This window comes from Sporosarcina sp. BP05 (assembly GCF_014282005.1).
Taxonomy (GTDB): Bacteria; Bacillota; Bacilli; order Bacillales_A; family Planococcaceae; genus Sporosarcina.
In genome coordinates this window covers 57,410-78,570 of the sequence record NZ_JACFTD010000008.1, presented here as the reverse complement: position 1 = coordinate 78,570, position 21,161 = coordinate 57,410, and the positions used below count along the sequence as shown (strand labels likewise).

Below are 21,161 nucleotides of genomic sequence, written 5' to 3'. Positions count from 1 at the left end.
AAGCGGCATGCGCTCCTGCTGTCTACGGTACAAATGGTTATATTCACAACAAAAATCATCTTACCAAAAGATTATCTTTTTGTCAATATTATTTATTAACTGCTACGCTTGAAGGATCAACTTTTACAGAAGGACCCATTGTCGTCGTAATGTTAACCGACTTCATGTAAGTTCCTTTTGCAGTAGCTGGTTTCGCTTTAAGAACAGTTTCAAAAACAGTTGCGAAGTTTTCCGCAAGCTTAGTATCGTCGAATGAAACTTTTCCGATTGGAGCGTGGATGATTCCAGCTTTGTCTGCACGGTATTCAACTTTACCTGCCTTGATTTCTGCTACAGCTTTCGCTACATCAAATGTTACTGTTCCTGTTTTCGGGTTAGGCATAAGTCCTTTTGGCCCAAGAACACGACCAATTTTCCCTACTTCACCCATCATGTCAGGTGTTGCAACGATAACGTCAAATTCGAACCAACCTGCTTGAATTTTAGCAATATATTCTGCATCGCCTGCATAGTCTGCACCAGCAGCTTCAGCTTCTTTAAGTTTTTCACCTTTAGCAAAAACAAGAACACGTTGAGTTTTACCAGTACCGTTTGGAAGTACAACTGCCCCACGGATTTGTTGATCATTTTTACGAGTGTCGATTCCAAGACGGAATGCAACTTCGACTGTTGCGTCAAAATTAACTGTGCTCGTTTTTTTCGCAAGTTCGATCGCTTCTGTAGCGCCGTATGCTTTCATGTGTTCAACTAGCTTTGCAGCTTCCGTGAACTTTTTACCTTTTTTAGCCATTTAAAAATTCCTCCTCGATTGTGGTTTTAACGGGTTAAACCTCCCACGAATAAGGGTTGCGTGCTCCGGAGAACAAGCGCAACCCCCACTACAAACAACTATTGATTTATAAAATCATGATCAGTCTTCGATCGTGATTCCCATACTGCGAGCAGTACCTTCAACCATTGCCATCGCTGCTTCAACTGACGCCGCGTTTAAATCTTCCATCTTTTGTTCTGCAATTTCGCGAACTTTATCACGTTTTACAGTAGCAACTTTCTTTTTATTCGGTTCACCTGAACCTTTTGTAAGATTAGCTGCAACCTTCAGCAAAACTGCTGCAGGTGGAGTTTTTGTAATGAAAGTAAATGAACGGTCTTCGAATACAGAGATTTCAACAGGAATTATAAGACCTGCTTGATCTGCAGTACGCGCATTGAATTCTTTACAGAATCCCATGATGTTCACACCTGCTTGTCCTAACGCCGGTCCAACTGGTGGAGCCGGATTCGCTTTCCCTGCAGGAATTTGCAATTTAACAACCTTAATGACTTTTTTAGCCACGAGACACACCTCCTTAAGTCCGTGATGTGGTAATAGGGTTGCCCCTCCCACTCATATGTGCCTGCCGACTTACGCCGGTAGAATTTGATAGTTCGTCCAGACCATTTGTTTACAGTCTGACCTTTGAAATGATACCACTATTTCGCGATATATGCAAGTGGTAAACGTTTATATTTTTCGAACTTGTTCGAAGTCGAGTTCCATATTTGTCTCTCGGCCGAACATATCGACAGATACTTTTACTTTACCTTTATCTTCATCGATTTCTTCCACTTTACCTTGGAAGTTCGCAAATGGTCCTTCAAGTACTTCAACCATTTCGCCAAGCGCGAAGTCAATCTCAACTTTACGCTCTTTCACACCCATTTGTTTGAGGATGAAATCGACTTCTTCAGGAAGTAACGGTGTCGGTTTGGCGCCGCCGCCTGACGAACCGATGAAACCCGTCACGCCCGGTGTATTACGTACAACATACCAGGAGTCGTCCGTCATAATAATTTCCACAAGAACATAACCCGGGAAAGTCTTTTTGAGAAGAACACGTTTCTTACCGTCTTTGAAATCCGTTTCTTCTTCTTCCGGGATGACAACGCGGAAGATTTTGTCAGACATACCCATCGTTTCAACACGTTTTTCCAGATTGGCTTTCACCTTATTCTCATAACCGGAGTACGTATGAACGACATACCAATTTTTCTCCATATCCATAGTGACGAGGACTAAACGTCCGTCCCTCCTTTTTCCCTACAATTAAATAAAAACGCATGCGCCTGAACTAAAGACGTAGGAATTTAGACAATTGAAAAATCCCGTTCATACTGTCAGACGGGATATTTTTCAAGGGGAATATTTATAGTGCTTTATTATAACGCAATGTACCATTCCAACACTCGTGAAATACCAAGGTCAACGAGTCCGAAGTAAACTGCCATGAATAGGACTGTCGAAAGAACAACAATTGTGTAACGCGTTAATTCTTTACGTCTCGGCCAGCTGACTTTTCTCATTTCCGAGACAACGTCTTTGAAAAAACCAGTTAACTTGCTCATTATACCGTAAACCTCCGAATATAAGTATGATCCTGCTTCCTAACTAACCGCTTCACGCCGTTTGCCTATGCAATGTATGTGCATTGCAATGCCTGCAAAATTTCTTAATTGACAAACGTTCTGTCGGCTTATCTTTCCGTGCCGGCACAGAATAGTTTCGTGATCCGCATGTATCGCAACTTAAAATAATTTTTTTAGACATTCCCTCACCCCTTACGACTCAGTGTTCTTACTCGGAAAAGAATCGTGGTAACGCATATTAAAATACGCTAGGAGCGGAGATAAAAGCTGACAAATAGTGCTACAACCTTATGTCCCCGAACTTTTTGAACATCTTCTCATAGTCTCGCTAAAGGTTACCATCTACCATCCAGAATGTCAATACGAGGGAAATCTATGGCTAGCGGACTGCATCAACTTGCATATAACGCTCTAGTTTACGTTTTATCCGCTGAAGTGCATTGTCTACAGACTTAACTTGTCTGTTTAGCTCTTCAGAAATTTCCTGATAAGACTGCCCATCTAAGTACAGTGCCAGCACTTGCTTCTCAAGACTACTTAGAACTTTGTTCATTTCATCTTCCATTTGAACAAAATCTTCCCGGTGAATCATGAGACCTTCCGGGTCATCGAGTACCGGCCCAGCAATTACGTCGAGCAATGTACGGTCAGACTCTTCATCGAATACCGGCTTGTCCAATGACACCGACGTATTAAGGGGGATATGCTTCTGTCTTGTCGCAGTTTTAATAGCCGTGATAATCTGCCGTGTGATGCAAAGTTCCGCAAACGCCTTGAACGAACTCAATCTATCCTCTTTAAAATCACGAATTGCTTTGTATAGGCCAATCATACCTTCTTGAATGATATCTTCCCGGTCACCACCGATAAGGAAGTATGAGCGCGCTTTCAATCTAACAAAAGATTGGTACTTCCTAATAAGGAAATTAAGTGCATCCGTGTTACCTTCATGGATGATTACTATGATTTCCCCGTCGGATAATCCGGCGAAATCCGATATGCTGCCTTCAACGTATGTTTTCTCCACCACCTGGATCACCCCGGTTCGTTATCACTATTATATAACAAGTATACCGTATGGTAATTTTTTACGTCAACCGTTCATTTCATTCCACGCCGCCATTTTTCAAATATTTCTGCAACTTCGTCAGTTAAAGGGATCTTCGAAAGCGGCCGCTGCCCTTGAATAGCCTTCACTTTCACCGAAATAAGATCATCGATTTTATTTACTTCAAGTTCTAGCTCACGAGCCGACTTTCGGAGTGCTCCATGCGCAAAAATGACCCATTGTTCTGTCAGATCCGATGTAGCTACATGAATTTGCACCCGTCGCCCTCCCAATTCAGAAACGAGCTTTTCAATTCTTTCATCAGCTGTTTCTTTTTCCCGAGTAAAGACAATCTCGACATTGTGATGCCGTTTCCTCTTTTCGATCCCCGGCACAAGATGAGCATCAAAAACAATAATAACTCGCCACCCGGTATGCGCCTTGTATTCCGCCATTCGTTCAATCAGACGGTCACGTGCATCCGCTAGTTTTTTCCGCTTCATCCCACCCAGTTCCTCCCACGCGCCGATGATGTTGTACCCATCGACTAGGAGTATATCCGTTTTCATCTGCCAGACGTATGTGGTTGACGCTTGCGCAGCACCTCATACATGAGAAGGGAGGCTGCGACAGACGCGTTCAATGACGTAACATGCCCAACCATCGGTAAATGATAGAGGAAATCGCATTTCTCTTTCAAAATACGTGACATTCCCTTCCCTTCGCTTCCAATAATGATGGCAAGCGGAAGTGTCGCATCCATTAATCTATAATCCACCGATTTAGCAGCGTCTGTACCTGCAATCCAAACACCACGTTTTTTCAGGTCCTCCACTGTTTGCGAAAGATTATTCACACGCACGACAGGAATATGTTCGATCGCACCAGTAGACGACTTCGCAACAACACCCGTCAACCCGACGGCGCGACGTTTTGGAATAATGACCCCGTGCACACCAGTTGCATCAGCAGTTCGTAGTATTGAACCCAGATTATGAGGATCTTCAAGTTCATCAAGTATAAGGAATAATGGGTCTTCTCCACGCTCAGTTGCGACAGTAAATAGGTCTTCAAGTTCTGCATATTCATAAGCCGCAACCGAAGCGACAATCCCTTGGTGATTTATATCAAGCAAACCATCCAATTTTTGTTTCGGGACCGCCTGCACGATAATTCCTGCTTTTTTGGCCAACGATAGAATTTCACCGATGCTTTTCATATTAAGTCCTTCAGCAACCCATATCTTATTTAATTCCCTGCCCGAGCGCAGTGCTTCTACGACGGGATTTTTCCCACCAATTAATTCAGATTCAATTTCATTCTCGTGTTCGTTTTCGTGTTCATTCATTTTGACTCTTCCCCCTTTGGCATTTCGATGAATCGGATTGACTCACCAATAATTTCTTGCACGCGTTCCGTTCTTCCTAATAAGTGTAGATAACCGATGACCGCTTCAAATCCCGAACTGTAATTATACGTTACAACATCCGTATTTTTAGGGACCGAGCCAGACTTCGCATTGCGGCCACGTCTCATGACCGCCTCTTCTTCTTCCGTCAGAAACCCTGATTCCTGCATCACCTTAAGTATAGCCGCCTGCGATTTCGCAGAGACATAATGAGTTGCTTCTCTGTGCAGCACATTTGGTTTTACACGACCCGAACGCAGGAGATGCTCCCTTATCGCCTGTTCGTACACCGCGTCACCCATGTAAGCAAGGGCCAGCGCTTTTAGTTGTTTCACATCTATATCTCTTAAGTTATATACGTTGCTCATCCTCTTTTCCAACGCATGCCTTGTGCTGTATCTTCTAGAATGATACCTTGCGCTTTCAATTCATCTCTAATTTCATCCGACCGTTTAAAGTCTTTGTTACGACGCGCTTCGAGTCGTTCTGCGATTAACGCTTCGACATCTTCATCCAACAATCCCGCTTCTTCGTCCATCGGCAACCCAAGAACCGACAGTAGTCCGTCAAATGTGCGGATGAAATGCTCTAGTACATCGGATTGTGTGTTTTTCTCTACTAAATAGACATTTGCCAGCTTGGATAATTCGAATACCGACGCGATAGCGTTAGCCGTGTTAAAGTCGTCATCCATTGCCAATTCAAAGTCGTTTTTGATTTCATCCACTTTATGAGTCCAGATATCTTTCTGATCACCTAGATCTGCAGACGTCGCGAGTCGGTGTTTCAAATTGTTGTACGCTGTACGAATGCGCGCAAGTCCATTCTCCGCACTACCAACAAGATCTTGCGAGAAATTGACCGGGTGTCTGTAATGAACGGACAATATGAAGAAACGAAGTACTTTTGGATCAATTTGCTTCCTGATATCATTCACAAGAACAAAATTACCGAGTGATTTGGACATTTTTTCGTTGTCGATATTAATATAACCGTTATGCATCCAATAGCGCGCAAATTGCTTGCCTGTCATCGCTTCAGATTGGGCAATTTCGTTTTCATGATGCGGGAATGTTAAGTCTTGACCCCCTGCGTGGATATCTATTGTATCGCCGAGATGTTCTCTCGCCATAACTGAACATTCGATATGCCAACCCGGACGGCCCAATCCCCACGGACTTGCCCATGAAATTTCACCAGTCTTAGCAGCTTTCCATAAGGCAAAGTCAAGTGGATTTTCTTTCTTGATGCCTTCTTCGATACGTGCACCGACCTTCAGCTCATCCGTCGATTGGTGGGACAACTTTCCGTAGCCGTCAAATTTCTGCGTACGATAGTAGACATCCCCTTGCGATTCGTAAGCAAAACCTTTATCAATCAGTACTTTCACGAAATCAACAATGTCTTCGATATGATCCGTCACTCGTGGATGGACGTCCGCTTTACTGCAACCGAGTGCTGAGACGTCTTCGAAGTAAGCATCGATGAAGCGATCTGTTAGTTCACCGACTTCTTCCCCAAGTTCATTAGCCGCTTTAATAATCTTGTCGTCAACGTCCGTGAAATTCGAAACGAATGTAACGTCATACCCACGATATTCAAGATAGCGTCGCACTGTATCAAAAGCGATAACCGGACGTGCATTTCCGATATGAATGTAGTTGTAAACAGTCGGACCGCAGACATACATCTTCACTTTCCCCTCTTCCATTGGAATGAAAGGCTCCTTCTTGCGTGTCAGCGTATTGTAGATTTGAATTGTCATGATAAATCTCCTCCCTTTACTTTGGAAACTTCTAATTGTTTGAACCTATTTTTCAATTCACTAATTTCATCTTCAAGCGTCTGGCATCTGTCTGCCACGGGATCCGGCATATCACGGTGATCATGTTTACTCTTCACTCTAACACCGTTCGAAATAACGACTTTCCCCGGAATACCTACAACCGTCGATTCTGGCGGGACGTCTTTCAGTACAACTGAACCGGCTCCCACTTTACTTCCTTCACCGATTGTGATGGAACCAAGCACTTTCGCACCCGATGCAACAAGTACATTATCATGAAGTGTCGGATGCCGCTTGCCACTTTCTTTACCTGTACCGCCGAGGGTCACACCTTGGTAAATCGTGACGTCATTTCCGATTTCACAGGTTTCCCCAATAACAACACCCATTCCATGATCTATGAAAAACCTACGCCCTATTTTTGCACCAGGATGAATTTCAATACCTGTGAAAAATCGGCTAATTTGTGAAACGAGCCGTGCCAAAAATAACAACTTCCGTTTATATAAAGCATGTGCAATTCGATGAGACCATAAAGCATGTAAACCTGAATAAGTTAGAACAACTTCAAAAATAGTACGCGCCGCCGGATCCTGTTCAAATATGCATCTAACGTCTTCTTTCATCCTCTTAAACAACTCGTTCCCCCCTTAAATTCGGTGTCTAACTCCGTTCATTTGTAAAGGCCACTTCCGCTTTTCCTGTCTAGCTCCAGCGGCCAGATGCTTGGGTCATAAGCCGATCTGGCTATGCGGGAAAGAGCCCCGCTTCGCCAGTCCGTCTTATGCCTGTCGCATCAATGCGGCCGCTTACGCTTTTCCTGTCTAGCTCCAGCGGCCAGATGCTTGGGTCATAAGCCGATCTGGCTATGCGGGAAAGAGCCCCGCTTCGCCAGTCCGTCTTATGCCTGTCGCATCAATGCGGCCGCTTACGCTTTTTTAACAATAAAAAAAATACGTCCCCGTCAAATAAATGACAGAGACGCATTGAATGCGCGGTTCCACTCCGCTTGGAAGGTGTTGGCCTTCCCGCTTGATGCCCATAACGCTGGCAATGCGTCCGGCCTACTTACACTTTCGGCTCGGCACTCAAAGGGGCATTTCCACATTACAGAGGCACAGATCATTTACAGCCGATGATGATCCTCTCTGAAGAGCTTGCAATGTGTACTTATCCTTTTCTACGGTTTAGGCCTACAGGAGGTAGGTCATGCAGTCGTTGCGACAGGACGTCGCGGTTTTAGACTGCGTTCCTAGAAACGCTCTCCCATAGTTATTAACTTTCATTCTACATTTCAAACGATGAAAGTCAACGTTATTGTTTTGCGTATTTAGCGACTCGTTCAATTGATTTTTCTTTCCCAATCAAAGCAATGGATGCCTGCAATTCAGGACCGTGCATTTGCCCCGTTGTCACAACGCGGATCGGCATAAATAAGTTTTTCCCTTTATGACCCGTTTCCTTCTGGACTGCTTTAATCGCGTCTTTGATGGACGGTGCATCGAATGTTTCAAGCGCTTCCAGCTTCTCTTTGAATGAAGCCATTACCTCAGGCACTTGCTCCCCAGCGAGTACAGCTTGGGATTCTTCATCATATTCAATTTCATGATCGAAAAACTGGGCGGATAATTCAACAATTTCTGCACCAAAGCTTAACTGATCTTGATAAAGAGCAATTAAGTCATGTGCCCATGCTGTTTCTGATTCAGTCATCTCTTTATTAAGAAGACCGGCTTCTTGAAGGTGCGGCAATGCGAAATCAATTACTTCTTCAAGACTCATCTTTTTCACGTATTGGTTATTCGTCCACGTCAGTTTTTGTTTATCGAACATGGAAGGTGATTTGGAAAGACGACTTACGTCAAACATCTTAACAAGTTCTTCGTGTGTGAAAATCTCCTCTTCTCCACCCGGCGACCAGCCAAGCAGCGCAAAGAAGTTGAACATTGCTTCAGGTAAATATCCAAGATCTTTATATTGAGAGATGAATTGAATAATCGATTCGTCACGTTTTGAAAGTTTTTTACGGTCTTCATTAACAATCAGTGTCATGTGGCCATATTGTGGATACTGCCAGCCGAAGACATCAAAAACCATCAGTTGTTTTGGTGTATTCGTCAAATGCTCTTCACCGCGGAACACATGGCTGATTTTCATTAAATGATCATCAATAACAACCGCAAAGTTATAAGTTGGAATGCCATTCGCTTTTACAAGAACCCAGTCGCCGACGTCTTTCGATTCGAACGATACTGTGCCACGAACTAGGTCTTCCACTTTATACGTTACGTTCTCTGGTACACGCATGCGAATCGTATGGCTAAGTCCAGCAGCTTCTTTCGCTTCCGCTTCTTCTGCACTTAAATTACGGCATTTACCGCCGTACATTGGTGCTGCAATTCCAGCAATCTTCTGCGTTTCGCGCTCTGCTTCCAGCTCATCTGATGTACAGAAACATTTATAAGCATTACCGCTTTCCAATATCTCTTGACCGTATTTCGTATATAAATCAAGACGTTCCATTTGGCGATATGGACCGTATGGACCGCCAATGTCGACTGATTCATCGTAATCGATGCCAAGCCATTTTAAATTTTCAAGTTGGGAAAGTTCCCCCGCTTCGATATTACGTTCAATATCTGTATCCTCGATTCGAACAATGAATTTCCCACCGTGGTTACGTGCGAAAAGATAATTAAAAAGCGCTGTCCGTGCTCCTCCAATATGTAAATGGCCGGTTGGACTTGGCGCGTAACGTACGCGTACTTCTGAAGTCATATGAATTCTCTCCAATCTAATTTTACTACTGTTTGCTATTTTACCACTTGGCGGGGCTGTTTAAAAGGTGTTACGCCTTAACAAGCAGAATCGTCGCCATGGAAGCAATTCCTTCTTCTCTTCCAGTGAAACCTAATTGTTCCGTTGTCGTAGCTTTAACATTCACTTGTGAGACATCCGCTTTCAATAAATCAGCAACACGTTTACGAATTACTTCAATATAAGGTGCCATCTTCGGCTTTTGTGCGATAATCGTGCAGTCGATATTCCCAAGTTTATAGCCTCTATCTTCTACAAGTGTCCAAATTCTTTCTAATAGCACCGCAGAATCAGCATCTTTGAATTCCGCATCTGTATCCGGGAAATGACGTCCGATATCCCCTTCAGCAATCGCACCAAGTGCTGCGTCAGTAATAGTATGTAAGAGCACATCCGCATCGGAATGCCCCGTCAGACCTCTGTCATGTGGAATCGTTATGCCACCAATAATAAGTGGACGCCCCGCCTCGAATTTATGCACATCAAAACCTTGCCCTATCCGAATCATCAAAAAACCTCCTATTTTCTTTTCACGAAAAGCGCAAGCCCCTGTTCAGGAGTGACAGGCATAAGACGGACCGGCGACGTGGCGTTCTTTGCCGCATAGCTGGGCCGGCTTATGACCCGAACTCCTAGGCGCTGGAGCTAGACACTAGTTCAGGTTAAAAACTTATACTTTCCTTCTTCTCAATAAAACCTCTCCAAACAGGAGATCTTCCTGCGTAGTCATCTTCACGTTGTCATACGTACCTTCGACGATTCTTACAGGTTCACCAAAACGTTCGACCAACATTGATTCATCCGTCCCCAGAAAGCCTTGCGCTTGTGCTTTGTCAGACGCTTCTTTCAGCAATTCATATTGAAATGCCTGAGGCGTCTGGATGATCCATAACCTTCCACGATCCACCGTCTCCTCGACAATACCATCCTCTGCATATTTCATCGTATCTTTTGCCCGCACACCTACGATTGCGGCACCGTGCTCGCCAGCCACTTTTACAAGCTCAGCAATGACTGTTCGACGAATGAACGGCCTTGCAGCGTCATGGACAAGGACAATGCCCCCCTTGCCATGCGCTTTCATGCATGCCGCGACACTATCTTGCCGCTCTCCACCACCATCTACCATCGCTACTACTTTCGTAATGGCAAACTGTTCAAGCATTAACTGGATTTGCGTCCGTTCGTCCGGTTTTACCGCAAGGATGACACCGCCACACGCCGAATCCCCTTCGAACACTTCAAGTGTATGGATAAGAATTGGTTTATCATCTAGTTTCAAAAATAGTTTATTGTAGCCGGCGCCCATTCGCTGACCACTTCCAGCTGCCGGCATCATAACTGTATAGTTCAAGACTTCTCTTCCTTTTCTTTTCATGATTACCTACTACTTAATTTGCCTTTGAAATCTTACCATTTTTAAGCTTCGCAAAAATCATTCGTCCCGCTGATGTCTGTAATACGCTTGTTACGACAACGTCGATCGCATTGCCAATGTGGAACTTCCCATCTTCAACAACAATCATTGTGCCATCATCCAAATAAGCGACACCTTGGTTATGTTCTTTGCCATCTTTGACGATAACAACATGCATATCCTCGCCAGGAATAACAACTGGTTTCACCGCATTTGCAAGGTCATTGATGTTAAGCACTGAGACGCCGTGTAAATCGGCTACTTTATTCAAATTAAAATCATTCGTCACAACGAGTCCACCCATCTTCTTCGCTAGATGGACGAGCTTCATGTCGACTTCAGGAACACCGACAAAATCTTCGTCTGTGATTAAGATAGTCGGACCGTCATCCGTTTGCATACGTTTCAAAACGTCCAGCCCGCGTCTACCTTTTGTCCGCTTTAACGTATCTGAGGAATCTGCAATATGTTGTAATTCTGTCAACACAAACTGCGGTACAACAAGTATACCTTCAAGAAAACCGGTTGCCGAAATATCAGCAATCCGACCATCTATAATAACACTTGTGTCTAATATCTTGTAGAGCTTACCTTTTGTTTGAGTGGCAGTATCCTCCACTTCTTTCTTTTTGAGTCCACTACTTTTTGTGGACTGCAGCGTATTGATGATTTCCTCCCGCTTCTTAAACCCAACTTGAAAACCTAAATAGCCAAGAATAATCGACAACAGTATCGGAAGGACAGACGTGATAACTGGTATCTGGATACCGCTCACGCCAAAACTGGCAAGGAACGCGACACTTAAACCGACAATAAGACCGAGTGTCCCGAATATCAAATCAAAAACTGGCGCTTTCAATAAACGCTCTTCCATCCACTTAATAAAATTAATAATTGGTTCTGTGAGGAAAAAGCTGAGCACAAAGAGCAACATTGCTCCTAAAATTGCTGATACGTACGGATTATTAACCCATGGGCTCGAAGTAAAAGAAAATAATTTAAATAAATGCGGTAAAAATAATACACCCAGTGTTCCACCAATAAGCAGAAATGAAACTTGAACTACCTTTTTCAACATATGAACCACCTCCTTTATTTCTTAATTATACATGTTTCCACTTCAAACCGCCCTGATAAGGTCAGTTAAGTGCGATATTTCCTTCTATTCTGTTAGGACTTCCTCCCTCATATGAAAGTTTCTCATTCACTGCATCTTTAAAGTAGAAAAGTGACAGGACCGCTATAATCGCAGTCCCGTCTTCTAGTCAATCTGTAAAAGCAATTTTCAGCGCATCACTAACTGTTTCTACGCCTATTACACGGATGCCTTTCGGATATTCCCAGCCGCCAATATTAGAAGCAGGAATAATCGCACGCTCAAAACCAAGTTTTGCGGCTTCTGTCACACGTTGCTCAATCCTGGAGACCCGTCTTACTTCACCCGTCAACCCGACTTCACCGATAAAGCAGTCAGACAAACCAGCCGCCAAGTCGCGATAACTGGACACGATGCTCATAAGCACAGCCAAGTCGATTGCCGGCTCATCCAACTTCACGCCGCCCGCCACTTTAATATAGGCATCCTGAGCCTGCAACAGCATCCCCATACGTTTCTCAAGCACGGCCATTAACAAGGACACACGGTTCTGATCGAGCCCCGTAGCCATTCGTTTCGGATAGTTAAAACTAGATGGTGTAACAAGTGCTTGAATTTCAACGAGAATCGGCCGGGTTCCCTCCATAGATGCGACAACCGTTGAACCGGCTCCTCCCTGGGATCTTTCCCGCAGGAATAGCTCGGATGGATTCAGTACTTCTTTCAAACCGGACTGCAACATTTCAAATATCGCAATTTCGTTCGTAGAGCCAAAACGGTTTTTCACGCTGCGTAAAATCCGGTACGTATGATGACGCTCCCCTTCAAAATAGAGAACGGTATCCACCATATGCTCAAGCAAGCGCGGTCCTGCAATCTGTCCGTCTTTCGTTACGTGGCCAACTAGGAAAATAGCGATGTTTTGCGTTTTAGCAATGCGCATCAGCTGCGCTGTACATTCGCGCACTTGAGATACACTTCCTGGTGCTGACGCTACCTCCGGATGATGAACAGTCTGGATGGAGTCAACGACAACAAACGTTGGTTTCACATCGGCTATCGTTTCGTGAATTAAGCCCAAATCCGTTTCTGCATAAATATAAAGTTCATCTGATTTTACGCCAAGTCGTTCTGCACGCAGTTTAGTCTGACGTATTGATTCCTCACCTGAAATGTAAAGTACACGCTGACCTTTATTCGCCAATAGTGAAGATACTTGAAGAAGGAGTGTCGACTTGCCTATCCCCGGATCTCCACCGATTAGAATAAGTGAACCGGGGACAATCCCACCACCTAGAACACGGTTGAACTCCTCCAAGTCTGTGCCAATTCTTGGTTCTTCTATCATTTCAATTGAACTAATTGGCAGCGCCTTTTGACGGACACCCCCTGTATGTTGAAATGCGCCCCGCGGCCCTTTTTGAACGGCTATTTCAACTTCCTCCTCCATTGTATTCCATTCCCCGCAACCTGGGCACCGGCCCATCCACTTCGCTGATTCATAACCACATGATTTACACATAAACTTCGATTTTCTTTTCGCCATGGAATCCTCCGAACACGAAAAGGACAGCCCGTTCCCACCGAAAAGAACTGTCGGTGGGATGGACTATCCAGTTCACACTTTATTTTTCCAGTACTTCTTCTTTTTCCGCAACTTTCAATTGTTCAGCATCTATTCCCGTCTTGACGACGAACTCTCCATCAACCACATCGACAAGTACTTTACCGCCTACCAGAACTGTTCCTTTTAGGAGTTCTTCCGACAACCGGTCTTCGATATGTTTCTGGATTGCGCGGCGTAGTGGCCGAGCACCGTATTCCGGATCATAGCCGACATCAACGATTTTTGTTTTCGCTTCATCTGTCAACTCTAATTCAATATCTTGTTCGCCTAGACGTTTCGTCAATTCATTCGACATAAGCGAGACGATCTTACGTAAATGTTCTTTTTCGAGTGCATGGAACACGATCATTTCATCCACACGGTTTAAGAACTCCGGACGGAAAGCTTTCTTCAACTCTTCAAGCATCGCCGATTTCATGCCTTCGTAATCACGTCCCGCATCTCCCAAATTAAAGCCGACATAGCGATTTTTCCGCAATTCTTGTGCCCCAACGTTGGAAGTCATGATAAGAACTGTATTTCGGAAATCTACTAAGCGTCCTTTTGAATCCGTCAATCTGCCATCTTCCAGCACTTGAAGGAGGATATTAAAGACATCCGGGTGTGCTTTTTCAATTTCATCTAACAAGATGACTGAATAAGGTTTGCGACGGACTTTTTCTGTTAACTGGCCGCCTTCTTCATAGCCGACATACCCTGGAGGTGAACCGACGAGACGAGATGTCGAATGTTTCTCCATGTACTCAGACATGTCTACACGAATCATTGCATCTTCATCGCCGAACATGACTTCCGCAAGTGCTCTTGCCAACTCCGTTTTCCCGATACCTGTTGGACCAAGGAAAATGAACGAGCCAATCGGACGTTTCGGATCTTTCAAACCTGCACGCGCCCGACGTATTGCCCGGGAAATAGCGGTTACTGCCTCACTTTGCCCAATGACGCGTTCGTGTAGCATTTCTTCCATGTTGAGCAGTTTGGCTGATTCTGTTTCAGCTATCTTAGATACCGGTATTCCAGTCCACATCGCTACGACTTCTGCGATATCTTCAACTGTCACTTCGGACTCTTTTTGACCTTGCTTTTCTTTCCAGTCCGTTTTCGTTGCTTCAAGTTCATCTTTCATCTTTTGTTCTTTATCACGGAACGATGCCGCTTTTTCAAATTCTTGACTCTGAACAGCTGCATTCTTTTCAGAACGAATTGCTTCTAGTTTCAATTCAAGCTCTTTCAAGTTCGGTGGTGTCGTGTATGAACGAAGACGTACTTTCGAGCCAGCTTCGTCGATCAAGTCAATCGCTTTATCCGGAAGGAATCTGTCAGAAATATACCGATCCGACATTTTCGCAGCCGCTTCGATTGATGCATCCGTGATTTTCACACGGTGATGAGCTTCATAGCGGTCACGCAAGCCGTAGAGAATTTGGATTGTTTCATCGACAGTTGGCTCGTCGACTTGAATCGGTTGGAAGCGTCGTTCAAGCGCTGCGTCTTTTTCAATATATTTACGGTATTCGTCAAGTGTCGTTGCACCGATACATTGCAATTCACCGCGTGCCAACGAAGGCTTCAGGATATTGGATGCATCGATTGCACCTTCAGCGCCCCCCGCTCCAATCAGTGTATGCAGTTCGTCGATGAACAGGATGATATTGCCCGCTTGACGAATCTCTTCCATTACTTTTTTCATGCGATCTTCAAATTCACCACGGTATTTTGTACCCGCGACGACTGTTCCCATATCAAGTGTCATAACACGCTTGTCACGAAGAATTTCCGGGACTTCGTTATTGATAACTTGCTGCGCGAGACCTTCTGCAATTGCAGTTTTACCAACACCTGGTTCCCCGATAAGTACTGGGTTGTTTTTCGTTCGGCGTGCTAATACTTCAATAACACGTGTGATCTCCTTGCTACGTCCAATAACTGGATCGAGCAAGCCTTCACGCGCCACTTCCGTTAAATCACGTGCCAAACTATCCAATGTCGGCGTCGCGGCAGAATTTGAAACGCCTTGACCTGTGGCAGAGCTATCATTACTGCCCAGTAACTGAAGTACTTGTTGACGCGCTTTATTAAGACTAACGCCGGCGTTATTCAAGACACGCGCTGCGACACCTTCTCCTTCGCGGATAAGTGCTAGCAAGATGTGTTCAGTTCCGATGTAAGAATGACCCAGTTTACGTGACTCATCCACCGATAATTCAATAACCTTTTTTGCTCTAGGCGTGTAATGAACGATTGGACCGACATCCTTTGTTCCAGCCCCTACAAGTTTCTCTACACCTTGTACGATTGTTTCAAAGTTGACACCTATCGCTTCAAGCGCTTTTGCAGCAATGCCTCCGCCTTCGCGAATTAGCCCAAGTAAAATATGTTCTGTACCAATGGACTCGTGTTTCATCCGGATTGCCTCTTCTTGGGCAAGTTGCAATACTTTCTGTGCACGCTGTGTAAATCGATTAAACATCATATTCAGTCCTCTCCTTCTATACTATATATATACAATCAATTCCCCAAAAACCCATACATTACTCAAATGAATTGCTTTTCTAGAAAGGCGTAAGAAAACAACCACCCTTTTATACGTATTCAACCGAGCACGCAGGAACTCCTTTATTGGGAAAATTGACTTTGACTATCTTTGACCTAACTATACCTAAACGATAGGTAATGTGCAAAATACTTGCTCACTCTTCCGAATTAATTTCAGTCGGAGGGGAGGACTTATCCACATTGAGCCGTTCTCGAAACAGTTTCGCCCTGAATATATCCCGTTCTTCTTGTGATAACTCAGTGCTTGCATATTGTTGTAGGAAACCTGCCTGCATAAAAATCATCAGTTCGTTCAAAATCGACATATCAACGTCCTGGATGATACCAAGATCGATACCAAGTCTAACATCCGATAGGCATCGTGCCGCTTCGCCTGATGGCAAAAGCCGAGCATAGCTGATTGTACCCAACGAACGGAATAACCTGTTCTCAAGCGCAATTCGCGATTTTGCCAGTAACAGTTCCCGCGATTTCCGCTCATGCCCAATTAACCGAGATGCAATATTTCCAAGATCCGTAAGAATCTCCTGCTCCGTCTTACCAAGCGTCGTCTGATTCGACACTTGATAGACATTGCCAGGCGCTTCGCTTCCTTCGCCGTAACTTCCTCGGACGATGATTCCAAGCCGCGAGATAGCCGGGATAATACGGTCAATCTGTTTCGTCATTGTAAGTGCCGGTAAATGCATCATCACCGATGCACGCATGCCAGTTCCCGTATTCGATGGACAGCTTGTCAAATAACCGAAGTCTTCATCGAAAGCATAAGGCAGTTCTTTTTCCAAGTAGTCATCGACCTGATCCGCCTGTTTATAGGCGTCCTCAAGTTGTAACCCAGGATAGATGCATTGAATTCGGATATGATCTTCCTCATTCACCATGACACTTACGGTCTCATCTGCTGATAGAAGAACCGCGCCATGCCGATCGGGAATTGCAAGTTGTGGACTAATTAGATGTTTTTCGACAAGTACTTGACGTTCCAATGCAGGGAGATCGGACATCTTGGTGTAGGAATAGCCACTCTGCATGGTATCAAGCAAAACACCTGTAACCGCCCTGTCTACCGCCATCGCTTCTTCTTCAGTGAACGCGATAGGATAACGATACCCTGTCAAGTTGCGAGCAAGCCGAATCCGCGTCGACATAACGATGTCTGAATGCTCTCCATAAGCAGTCATCCAAGGAGTTACCGCGTCACGCATGAATTTTTCAATCGACATCGTTGTCTTCACCTCCATAGGAAAGGTGTTGCTTTAGTGTATTCGCTTCATCACGCAAAGCTGCGGCTTCTTCAAAACGCTCGGCTTCAACAGCCTCTTTCATCTTCACTCGTATCTCTTCGATTTTCTTTTTAACTGCATATAGCTCATTAAATGAAACCGGTACTTTCCCGGTGTGAGTTGAATGGCCATTGTGAAGCTTGCCAAAAACTTGCGGTAAGCTGCCACGAAATGTGTCATAACAGTCGGCACAGCCAAATTTCCCAATGTCGAGGAACTTTGGAAACGTTAAACCACATGCTGGACATTCAGGTCCTTCTAACGGTTCTCCCCGTGTTTGCGGTTGTGCCTGGAAAGGATCAGAACCGCTAAACCAGTGAGATAGGAACTGCTGAATGGACAACGGCTCCTGATTGGGGTCGAAATGGAATGTTTGTGATTGGAAAGCGCACTTCTCACACAAATGACGTTCTAGCGATCCAATCACACTTTCTTGCTTGATCGTAATGGACGCAGGTCGTTCTTTACAATTTTCACAGTTCATCGAAAGCCACCTCATATCAGTTGGATTGTTGATTAGTTAAGCTGTTCGTAAATAAGCGTCAAGAGCATCGCTTGTAAAATGCGTGCACGCATGATATCGCGGTCTGGAAGTGGCTGATGGATAGTCCTTCGATCAACCGCAGCAAGAATGAGCTTTGATTCACGCTCCGTTATAACCTCTTCTTCAATTAGTCTATAAACGACATCCAAAGCCATCGTATAAGAGGCCCCCGATTGGATACCATCCAAAATATGTTCTATCAGTTCTTTACGGGAATTCGCCTGGACGCGGAAAATACGTATGTAGCCGCCGCCTCCCCGCTTCGATTCAACCGCATAACCACGCTCAGCTGTGAAGCGGGTTTTAATGACGTAATTGATTTGAGATGGGACGCATTGGAACTTTTCAGCGACTTCATTACGCTTAATTTCAATGGTGCCACACTGTCCCTCTTCAATTATCGCCTTCAAATATCCTTCAATAATGTCGGAAATGTTTCTCATGCCCTCACCTCTTTCATACGGGGGGTAAGCCGTTGACTTTGACTATCTTTGACTTGATTGTACATGATATTCCGCACGTTCTGCAATCGATACGCACCAGACTAACCCAGTATCGGCATGAGGCAACACCTTTTAACCGTAGCAACTAAAAATGGAGCGCAGGGCAAATTCGCCTTGCACTCCACTCCCCATTAATCCATGCTAACATTCATCAACTCTTTCACAGGCAAGAATAATTCACCCGTCTCTAAATACGTTACAACAAGCTTATCGCCTTGTTGAATATAGATCGAGAGTGGCACAGTTTCCGAAGAAACGATGTAGTTGCGTCCATCATCCGCTAAAAACGAAACAAGTGTAAAATCGCCGACACGCTCTTTAAAAACACGCACGACCGTTACCGCGACTTTCGCCTCTTCCGCGCTCGAACTACCATCTACACTGCTTCCCCCACGTTGCAGAGCTGTCTTATACAATTTCAATGCTTCATTTGGCGAGTTGCCGTAGACCGATATCTCCGGATTGGCAGCTGATACAATGAAGTAGTTTTGCAGGAATCCATTGGAATCGAGCACCGGTGTTAGCCAACTCGCTTCTCCGTAGAAGTTATACAAGACTGGCATTTCACCAGACCATTTCTTTTCGATGAATTTCTTTTCAATAATCTGCAATGCCCCTTGCGAATCCATATATGACTCTTCCAGATTACCTGAATAATACGTTGCTTTTCCTGTCTTACCATCCGTCAACGCATAGCCAAGCATTGAGTCAACGCCTTCTTTCGGGCTTGTGAAATCTGTGAAGTAATACATATGCCCATTTTCATCAAAAATTGGACTGACATTCGCTTCTGTTCCTTCATCTGATGGCAGCTTGACATCTTTCTTCCCAACGACTGAATTCCAGAAACCGTGGATATAGTTCCCGAAATAACTGTTTTGCAAACTTACTGCTTCAGGTGAAACTGCACCATCGATAAATTCAGGTACATCTGCAAGCGAATACTTTTTCACATCGCCAGTTGCAGGATCAACCGTTACAATCCCTTTAACATCAAAGCCGTTACGCGCGGAAATAAAGTCCCCATAAGAACGGATATAATGCGGTTTTCCATCATCAGCAATTTCAAGTTGAACATCCCCGTAAAAAATGAGGTTCGGCATTTCCATTCGTATATGACGTTCCACTTGTTTGTGGAAGAATGACGATGGTGTATACGCCATTTCGGCTTTCACAAATTTCGGGTTATCTGCTGAATCTGTCGCACTCATCGTAAAGTACCCCGGCGTCGTTTTAGCATTCAACCATTTAAAGAAGCCAGAGAACTCGACGGGGGCAATGTAGACGAATTTGCCATCAACTTTTTGAATTTGCAGACTGCCGAGCTCATAGTAACTCGTATTTGGAACTTGCCCGAATGCTTTCTTCATCTTATTGCGCGCAAACTTCGGCGGCACACTTGCAGGCGTCTTTGTTTCATCGAACGCCGTGATTTCCACTTGCTGATCCATTTCAACCGCTTTGTATTTCTTATCGGCGTTGAATAGCGGCGCGCTGAGTATATACGCTCCGAAAGCCAGTGCACCTAAGAATAAAACGATTTTCAGTTGGCGGTCCTTGCCACCCGCTGAAATGGCTCCGAGGAAAGTAACAATTAAAAGCGCCGCCCACAAAGACGTCCAGTTACGGTCCAAGTTGGTTGTGTAGTAAAACATGAACACGATTATGGTGGATAAAATAGCTACGGTTGCAATCGCAGCTCCCCTATTAAAAGGAACTCTTACAGTTGCCTTCGCCTCGTCCACACTGCGTTTCGCTTGCGTACTTAGGATAAACGGGACAATCATTAGACTGAACACGACGCCCACAATAATTGAGAATAATAGTAAGTTAAACATACATACACCCTTTTCCATTAATAAAGTTTTTTGCTGCTAGTTAAGTATACGGATAATCAAGGGAATAGTTTCATTTCCTTGATCGAAAACCAAGCACGTTTATTTAGTTGAAATAAGGGGTATACAATAAAGTAGAGGATTTTTTTAATGCCCTTCTTTTTTCCTCGGTCTCACAATCCAAAACAAAAAACTCCGGGGTAAATAAACCATTGGAGGCAATACATTTTGAATTGGTATGAGAAATTAAATGAATACTTCCCCGTTGAAGAGATGAAGTCAAAGGAACATATGGATGCGTTACTAACAGACAAGAAAAGTGTTTACAAAAAAGATGAAGGACCTCATCATGTCCTCATGTATGTCGAGTTCGAAAAGTTTATATTCGTCGACTACTTGTTCGTTTCAACACAATCACGTGGCATGGGACTTGGCGGCAAATTGTTGACGATGTTAAGGTCCAAGAACAAACCCATTCTACTCGAAGTGGAGCCTGTCGATTATGAAGATACAGATACCGCAAAACGGCTCAAATTTTACTCACGCGAGAACTTCACACATGCACAGCGTATCGGCTATAACCGCCGCTCTCTTGCAACAGGCGAAAACACAGTACTTGAAATCTTATACTGGTCACCCACTCATTCTGGTGAAGAAGAAATCTATAATGCGATGACCCAAACTTACGATGAAATCCACACCTATAAAGATGAAACGTTTTACGGTGAAAAGTACGATCCGACTGATGAAGTACTTGTTTTTCACACAAAGGGTAAACGAGATATTCTTCAACCGTTTGATACGCCCAAATGAAAAAATGGACATCCCGTTGAAA

22 protein-coding genes and 2 other annotated features (1 of these 24 cut by a window edge) are annotated in these 21,161 nt (G+C 44.3%); of the genes, 1 reads left to right on the top strand and 21 read right to left on the bottom strand.

Annotated features, from left to right (window positions below; genetic code table 11):
• Window positions 1-46, bottom strand: a sequence feature (ribosomal protein L10 leader region); it reaches 102 nt to the left of the window's first position.
• A 42-nt stretch (window positions 47-88) separates the two neighbouring features.
• From rplA to H2672_RS11165, 21 genes are all read right to left on the bottom strand, one after another.
• Window positions 89-790 (bottom strand): 50S ribosomal protein L1, encoded by a 702-nt coding sequence (gene rplA, locus H2672_RS11265; RefSeq protein WP_186671418.1) that lies wholly within the window; start codon window positions 788-790, stop codon window positions 89-91.
• Window positions 791-910: 120 nt separating this feature from the next.
• Window positions 911-1,336, bottom strand: coding sequence for a 50S ribosomal protein L11 (gene rplK / locus H2672_RS11260; protein ID WP_067204710.1), 426 nt, complete (start codon window positions 1,334-1,336; stop codon window positions 911-913).
• Window positions 1,337-1,504: 168 nt separating this feature from the next.
• On the bottom strand, window positions 1,505-2,038 hold the full coding sequence (gene nusG, locus H2672_RS11255) for a transcription termination/antitermination protein NusG (protein WP_186671417.1): 534 nt from the start codon (window positions 2,036-2,038) through the stop codon (window positions 1,505-1,507).
• 161 nt (window positions 2,039-2,199) lie between these two features.
• Window positions 2,200-2,385 (bottom strand): preprotein translocase subunit SecE, encoded by a 186-nt coding sequence (gene secE / locus H2672_RS11250; RefSeq protein ID WP_186671416.1) that lies wholly within the window; start codon window positions 2,383-2,385, stop codon window positions 2,200-2,202.
• Between the two features lie 52 nt (window positions 2,386-2,437).
• Entirely contained in the window at window positions 2,438-2,587 is a 150-nt protein-coding gene (gene rpmG, locus H2672_RS11245; protein ID WP_082786457.1) for a 50S ribosomal protein L33, read from the bottom strand.
• A 198-nt stretch (window positions 2,588-2,785) separates the two neighbouring features.
• Window positions 2,786-3,433: an RNA polymerase sporulation sigma factor SigH gene (gene sigH, locus H2672_RS11240; protein WP_186671415.1), complete on the bottom strand. Its 648-nt coding sequence runs from the start codon at window positions 3,431-3,433 to the stop codon at window positions 2,786-2,788.
• A 74-nt stretch (window positions 3,434-3,507) separates the two neighbouring features.
• A complete protein-coding gene (locus H2672_RS11235) occupies window positions 3,508-4,023 on the bottom strand; it encodes an NYN domain-containing protein (protein ID WP_186671414.1) in 516 nt (171 codons plus the stop codon).
• Entirely contained in the window at window positions 4,020-4,802 is a 783-nt protein-coding gene (rlmB, locus tag H2672_RS11230) for a 23S rRNA (guanosine(2251)-2'-O)-methyltransferase RlmB (protein ID WP_186671413.1), read from the bottom strand. The genes H2672_RS11235 and rlmB overlap by 4 nt, the downstream gene beginning before the upstream one ends.
• A complete protein-coding gene (locus tag H2672_RS11225; RefSeq protein WP_186671412.1) occupies window positions 4,799-5,230 on the bottom strand; it encodes a Mini-ribonuclease 3 in 432 nt (143 codons plus the stop codon). The genes rlmB and H2672_RS11225 overlap by 4 nt, the downstream gene beginning before the upstream one ends.
• Window positions 5,227-6,627 carry a cysteine--tRNA ligase gene (gene cysS / locus H2672_RS11220; protein WP_186671411.1) on the bottom strand — a complete coding sequence of 467 codons (1,401 nt, stop codon included), beginning with the start codon at window positions 6,625-6,627 and terminating at the stop codon, window positions 5,227-5,229. Before cysS ends, H2672_RS11225 begins: the two co-directional genes overlap by 4 nt.
• Window positions 6,624-7,286 carry a serine O-acetyltransferase gene (gene cysE, locus H2672_RS11215; RefSeq protein ID WP_186671410.1) on the bottom strand — a complete coding sequence of 221 codons (663 nt, stop codon included), beginning with the start codon at window positions 7,284-7,286 and terminating at the stop codon, window positions 6,624-6,626. Before cysE ends, cysS begins: the two co-directional genes overlap by 4 nt.
• Window positions 7,287-7,622: 336 nt before the next feature.
• Window positions 7,623-7,840: a binding site (T-box leader), on the bottom strand.
• Window positions 7,841-7,962: 122 nt separating this feature from the next.
• Window positions 7,963-9,426: a glutamate--tRNA ligase gene (gene gltX / locus H2672_RS11210; protein ID WP_186671409.1), complete on the bottom strand. Its 1,464-nt coding sequence runs from the start codon at window positions 9,424-9,426 to the stop codon at window positions 7,963-7,965.
• A 70-nt stretch (window positions 9,427-9,496) separates the two neighbouring features.
• Window positions 9,497-9,973: a 2-C-methyl-D-erythritol 2,4-cyclodiphosphate synthase gene (ispF, locus tag H2672_RS11205; RefSeq protein ID WP_186671408.1), complete on the bottom strand. Its 477-nt coding sequence runs from the start codon at window positions 9,971-9,973 to the stop codon at window positions 9,497-9,499.
• Between the two features lie 162 nt (window positions 9,974-10,135).
• A complete protein-coding gene (gene ispD / locus H2672_RS11200; protein WP_186671613.1) occupies window positions 10,136-10,819 on the bottom strand; it encodes a 2-C-methyl-D-erythritol 4-phosphate cytidylyltransferase in 684 nt (227 codons plus the stop codon).
• 37 nt (window positions 10,820-10,856) lie between these two features.
• Window positions 10,857-11,960: a PIN/TRAM domain-containing protein gene (locus H2672_RS11195; protein ID WP_186671407.1), complete on the bottom strand. Its 1,104-nt coding sequence runs from the start codon at window positions 11,958-11,960 to the stop codon at window positions 10,857-10,859.
• A gap of 187 nt (window positions 11,961-12,147) precedes the next feature.
• Window positions 12,148-13,524, bottom strand: a complete 1,377-nt coding sequence (gene radA / locus H2672_RS11190; protein WP_186671406.1) for a DNA repair protein RadA — start codon at window positions 13,522-13,524, stop codon at window positions 12,148-12,150.
• Window positions 13,525-13,603: 79 nt separating this feature from the next.
• Window positions 13,604-16,078, bottom strand: coding sequence for an ATP-dependent Clp protease ATP-binding subunit (locus H2672_RS11185; RefSeq protein ID WP_222439374.1), 2,475 nt, complete (start codon window positions 16,076-16,078; stop codon window positions 13,604-13,606).
• Window positions 16,079-16,295: 217 nt separating this feature from the next.
• The gene (gene mcsB, locus H2672_RS11180; protein ID WP_186671405.1) at window positions 16,296-17,384 is read right to left on the bottom strand and encodes a protein-arginine kinase McsB; all 1,089 of its coding nucleotides are present in this window, start codon (window positions 17,382-17,384) and stop codon (window positions 16,296-16,298) included.
• Window positions 17,374-17,928 carry a UvrB/UvrC motif-containing protein gene (locus H2672_RS11175; RefSeq protein WP_186671404.1) on the bottom strand — a complete coding sequence of 185 codons (555 nt, stop codon included), beginning with the start codon at window positions 17,926-17,928 and terminating at the stop codon, window positions 17,374-17,376. The genes mcsB and H2672_RS11175 overlap by 11 nt, the downstream gene beginning before the upstream one ends.
• A 32-nt stretch (window positions 17,929-17,960) precedes the next feature.
• Window positions 17,961-18,431: a CtsR family transcriptional regulator gene (locus H2672_RS11170; RefSeq protein ID WP_186671403.1), complete on the bottom strand. Its 471-nt coding sequence runs from the start codon at window positions 18,429-18,431 to the stop codon at window positions 17,961-17,963.
• 191 nt (window positions 18,432-18,622) lie between these two features.
• Window positions 18,623-20,329 carry a hypothetical protein gene (locus H2672_RS11165; protein ID WP_186671402.1) on the bottom strand — a complete coding sequence of 569 codons (1,707 nt, stop codon included), beginning with the start codon at window positions 20,327-20,329 and terminating at the stop codon, window positions 18,623-18,625.
• A gap of 225 nt (window positions 20,330-20,554) precedes the next feature.
• On the opposite strand from H2672_RS11165, the gene H2672_RS11160 reads away from it, so the two are divergent.
• Window positions 20,555-21,139, top strand: coding sequence for a GNAT family N-acetyltransferase (locus H2672_RS11160; RefSeq protein ID WP_186671401.1), 585 nt, complete (start codon window positions 20,555-20,557; stop codon window positions 21,137-21,139).
• The last annotated feature ends 22 nt before the right edge of the window (window positions 21,140-21,161 follow it).

Bases quoted from the DNA above. Each gene is read 5' to 3' on its own strand.
- H2672_RS11195 (WP_186671407.1), bottom strand. From the start codon at position 11,960: ATGTTGAAAAAGGTAGTTCAAGTTTCATTTCTGCTTATTGGTGGAACA.
- rlmB (WP_186671413.1), bottom strand. From the start codon at position 4,802: ATGAATGAACACGAAAACGAACACGAGAATGAAATTGAATCTGAATTA.
- H2672_RS11225 (WP_186671412.1), bottom strand. From the start codon at position 5,230: ATGAGCAACGTATATAACTTAAGAGATATAGATGTGAAACAACTAAAA.
- mcsB (WP_186671405.1), bottom strand. From the start codon at position 17,384: ATGTCGATTGAAAAATTCATGCGTGACGCGGTAACTCCTTGGATGACT.
- rpmG (WP_082786457.1), bottom strand. From the start codon at position 2,587: ATGTCTAAAAAAATTATTTTAAGTTGCGATACATGCGGATCACGAAAC.
- H2672_RS11185 (WP_222439374.1), bottom strand. From the start codon at position 16,078: ATGATGTTTAATCGATTTACACAGCGTGCACAGAAAGTATTGCAACTT.
- H2672_RS11175 (WP_186671404.1), bottom strand. From the start codon at position 17,928: ATGAACTGTGAAAATTGTAAAGAACGACCTGCGTCCATTACGATCAAG.
- H2672_RS11235 (WP_186671414.1), bottom strand. From the start codon at position 4,023: ATGAAAACGGATATACTCCTAGTCGATGGGTACAACATCATCGGCGCG.
- cysS (WP_186671411.1), bottom strand. From the start codon at position 6,627: ATGACAATTCAAATCTACAATACGCTGACACGCAAGAAGGAGCCTTTC.
- H2672_RS11170 (WP_186671403.1), bottom strand. From the start codon at position 18,431: ATGAGAAACATTTCCGACATTATTGAAGGATATTTGAAGGCGATAATT.
- nusG (WP_186671417.1), bottom strand. From the start codon at position 2,038: ATGGAGAAAAATTGGTATGTCGTTCATACGTACTCCGGTTATGAGAAT.
- H2672_RS11165 (WP_186671402.1), bottom strand. From the start codon at position 20,329: ATGTTTAACTTACTATTATTCTCAATTATTGTGGGCGTCGTGTTCAGT.
- ispF (WP_186671408.1), bottom strand. From the start codon at position 9,973: ATGATTCGGATAGGGCAAGGTTTTGATGTGCATAAATTCGAGGCGGGG.
- secE (WP_186671416.1), bottom strand. From the start codon at position 2,385: ATGAGCAAGTTAACTGGTTTTTTCAAAGACGTTGTCTCGGAAATGAGA.
- radA (WP_186671406.1), bottom strand. From the start codon at position 13,524: ATGGCGAAAAGAAAATCGAAGTTTATGTGTAAATCATGTGGTTATGAA.
- rplA (WP_186671418.1), bottom strand. From the start codon at position 790: ATGGCTAAAAAAGGTAAAAAGTTCACGGAAGCTGCAAAGCTAGTTGAA.
- gltX (WP_186671409.1), bottom strand. From the start codon at position 9,426: ATGACTTCAGAAGTACGCGTACGTTACGCGCCAAGTCCAACCGGCCAT.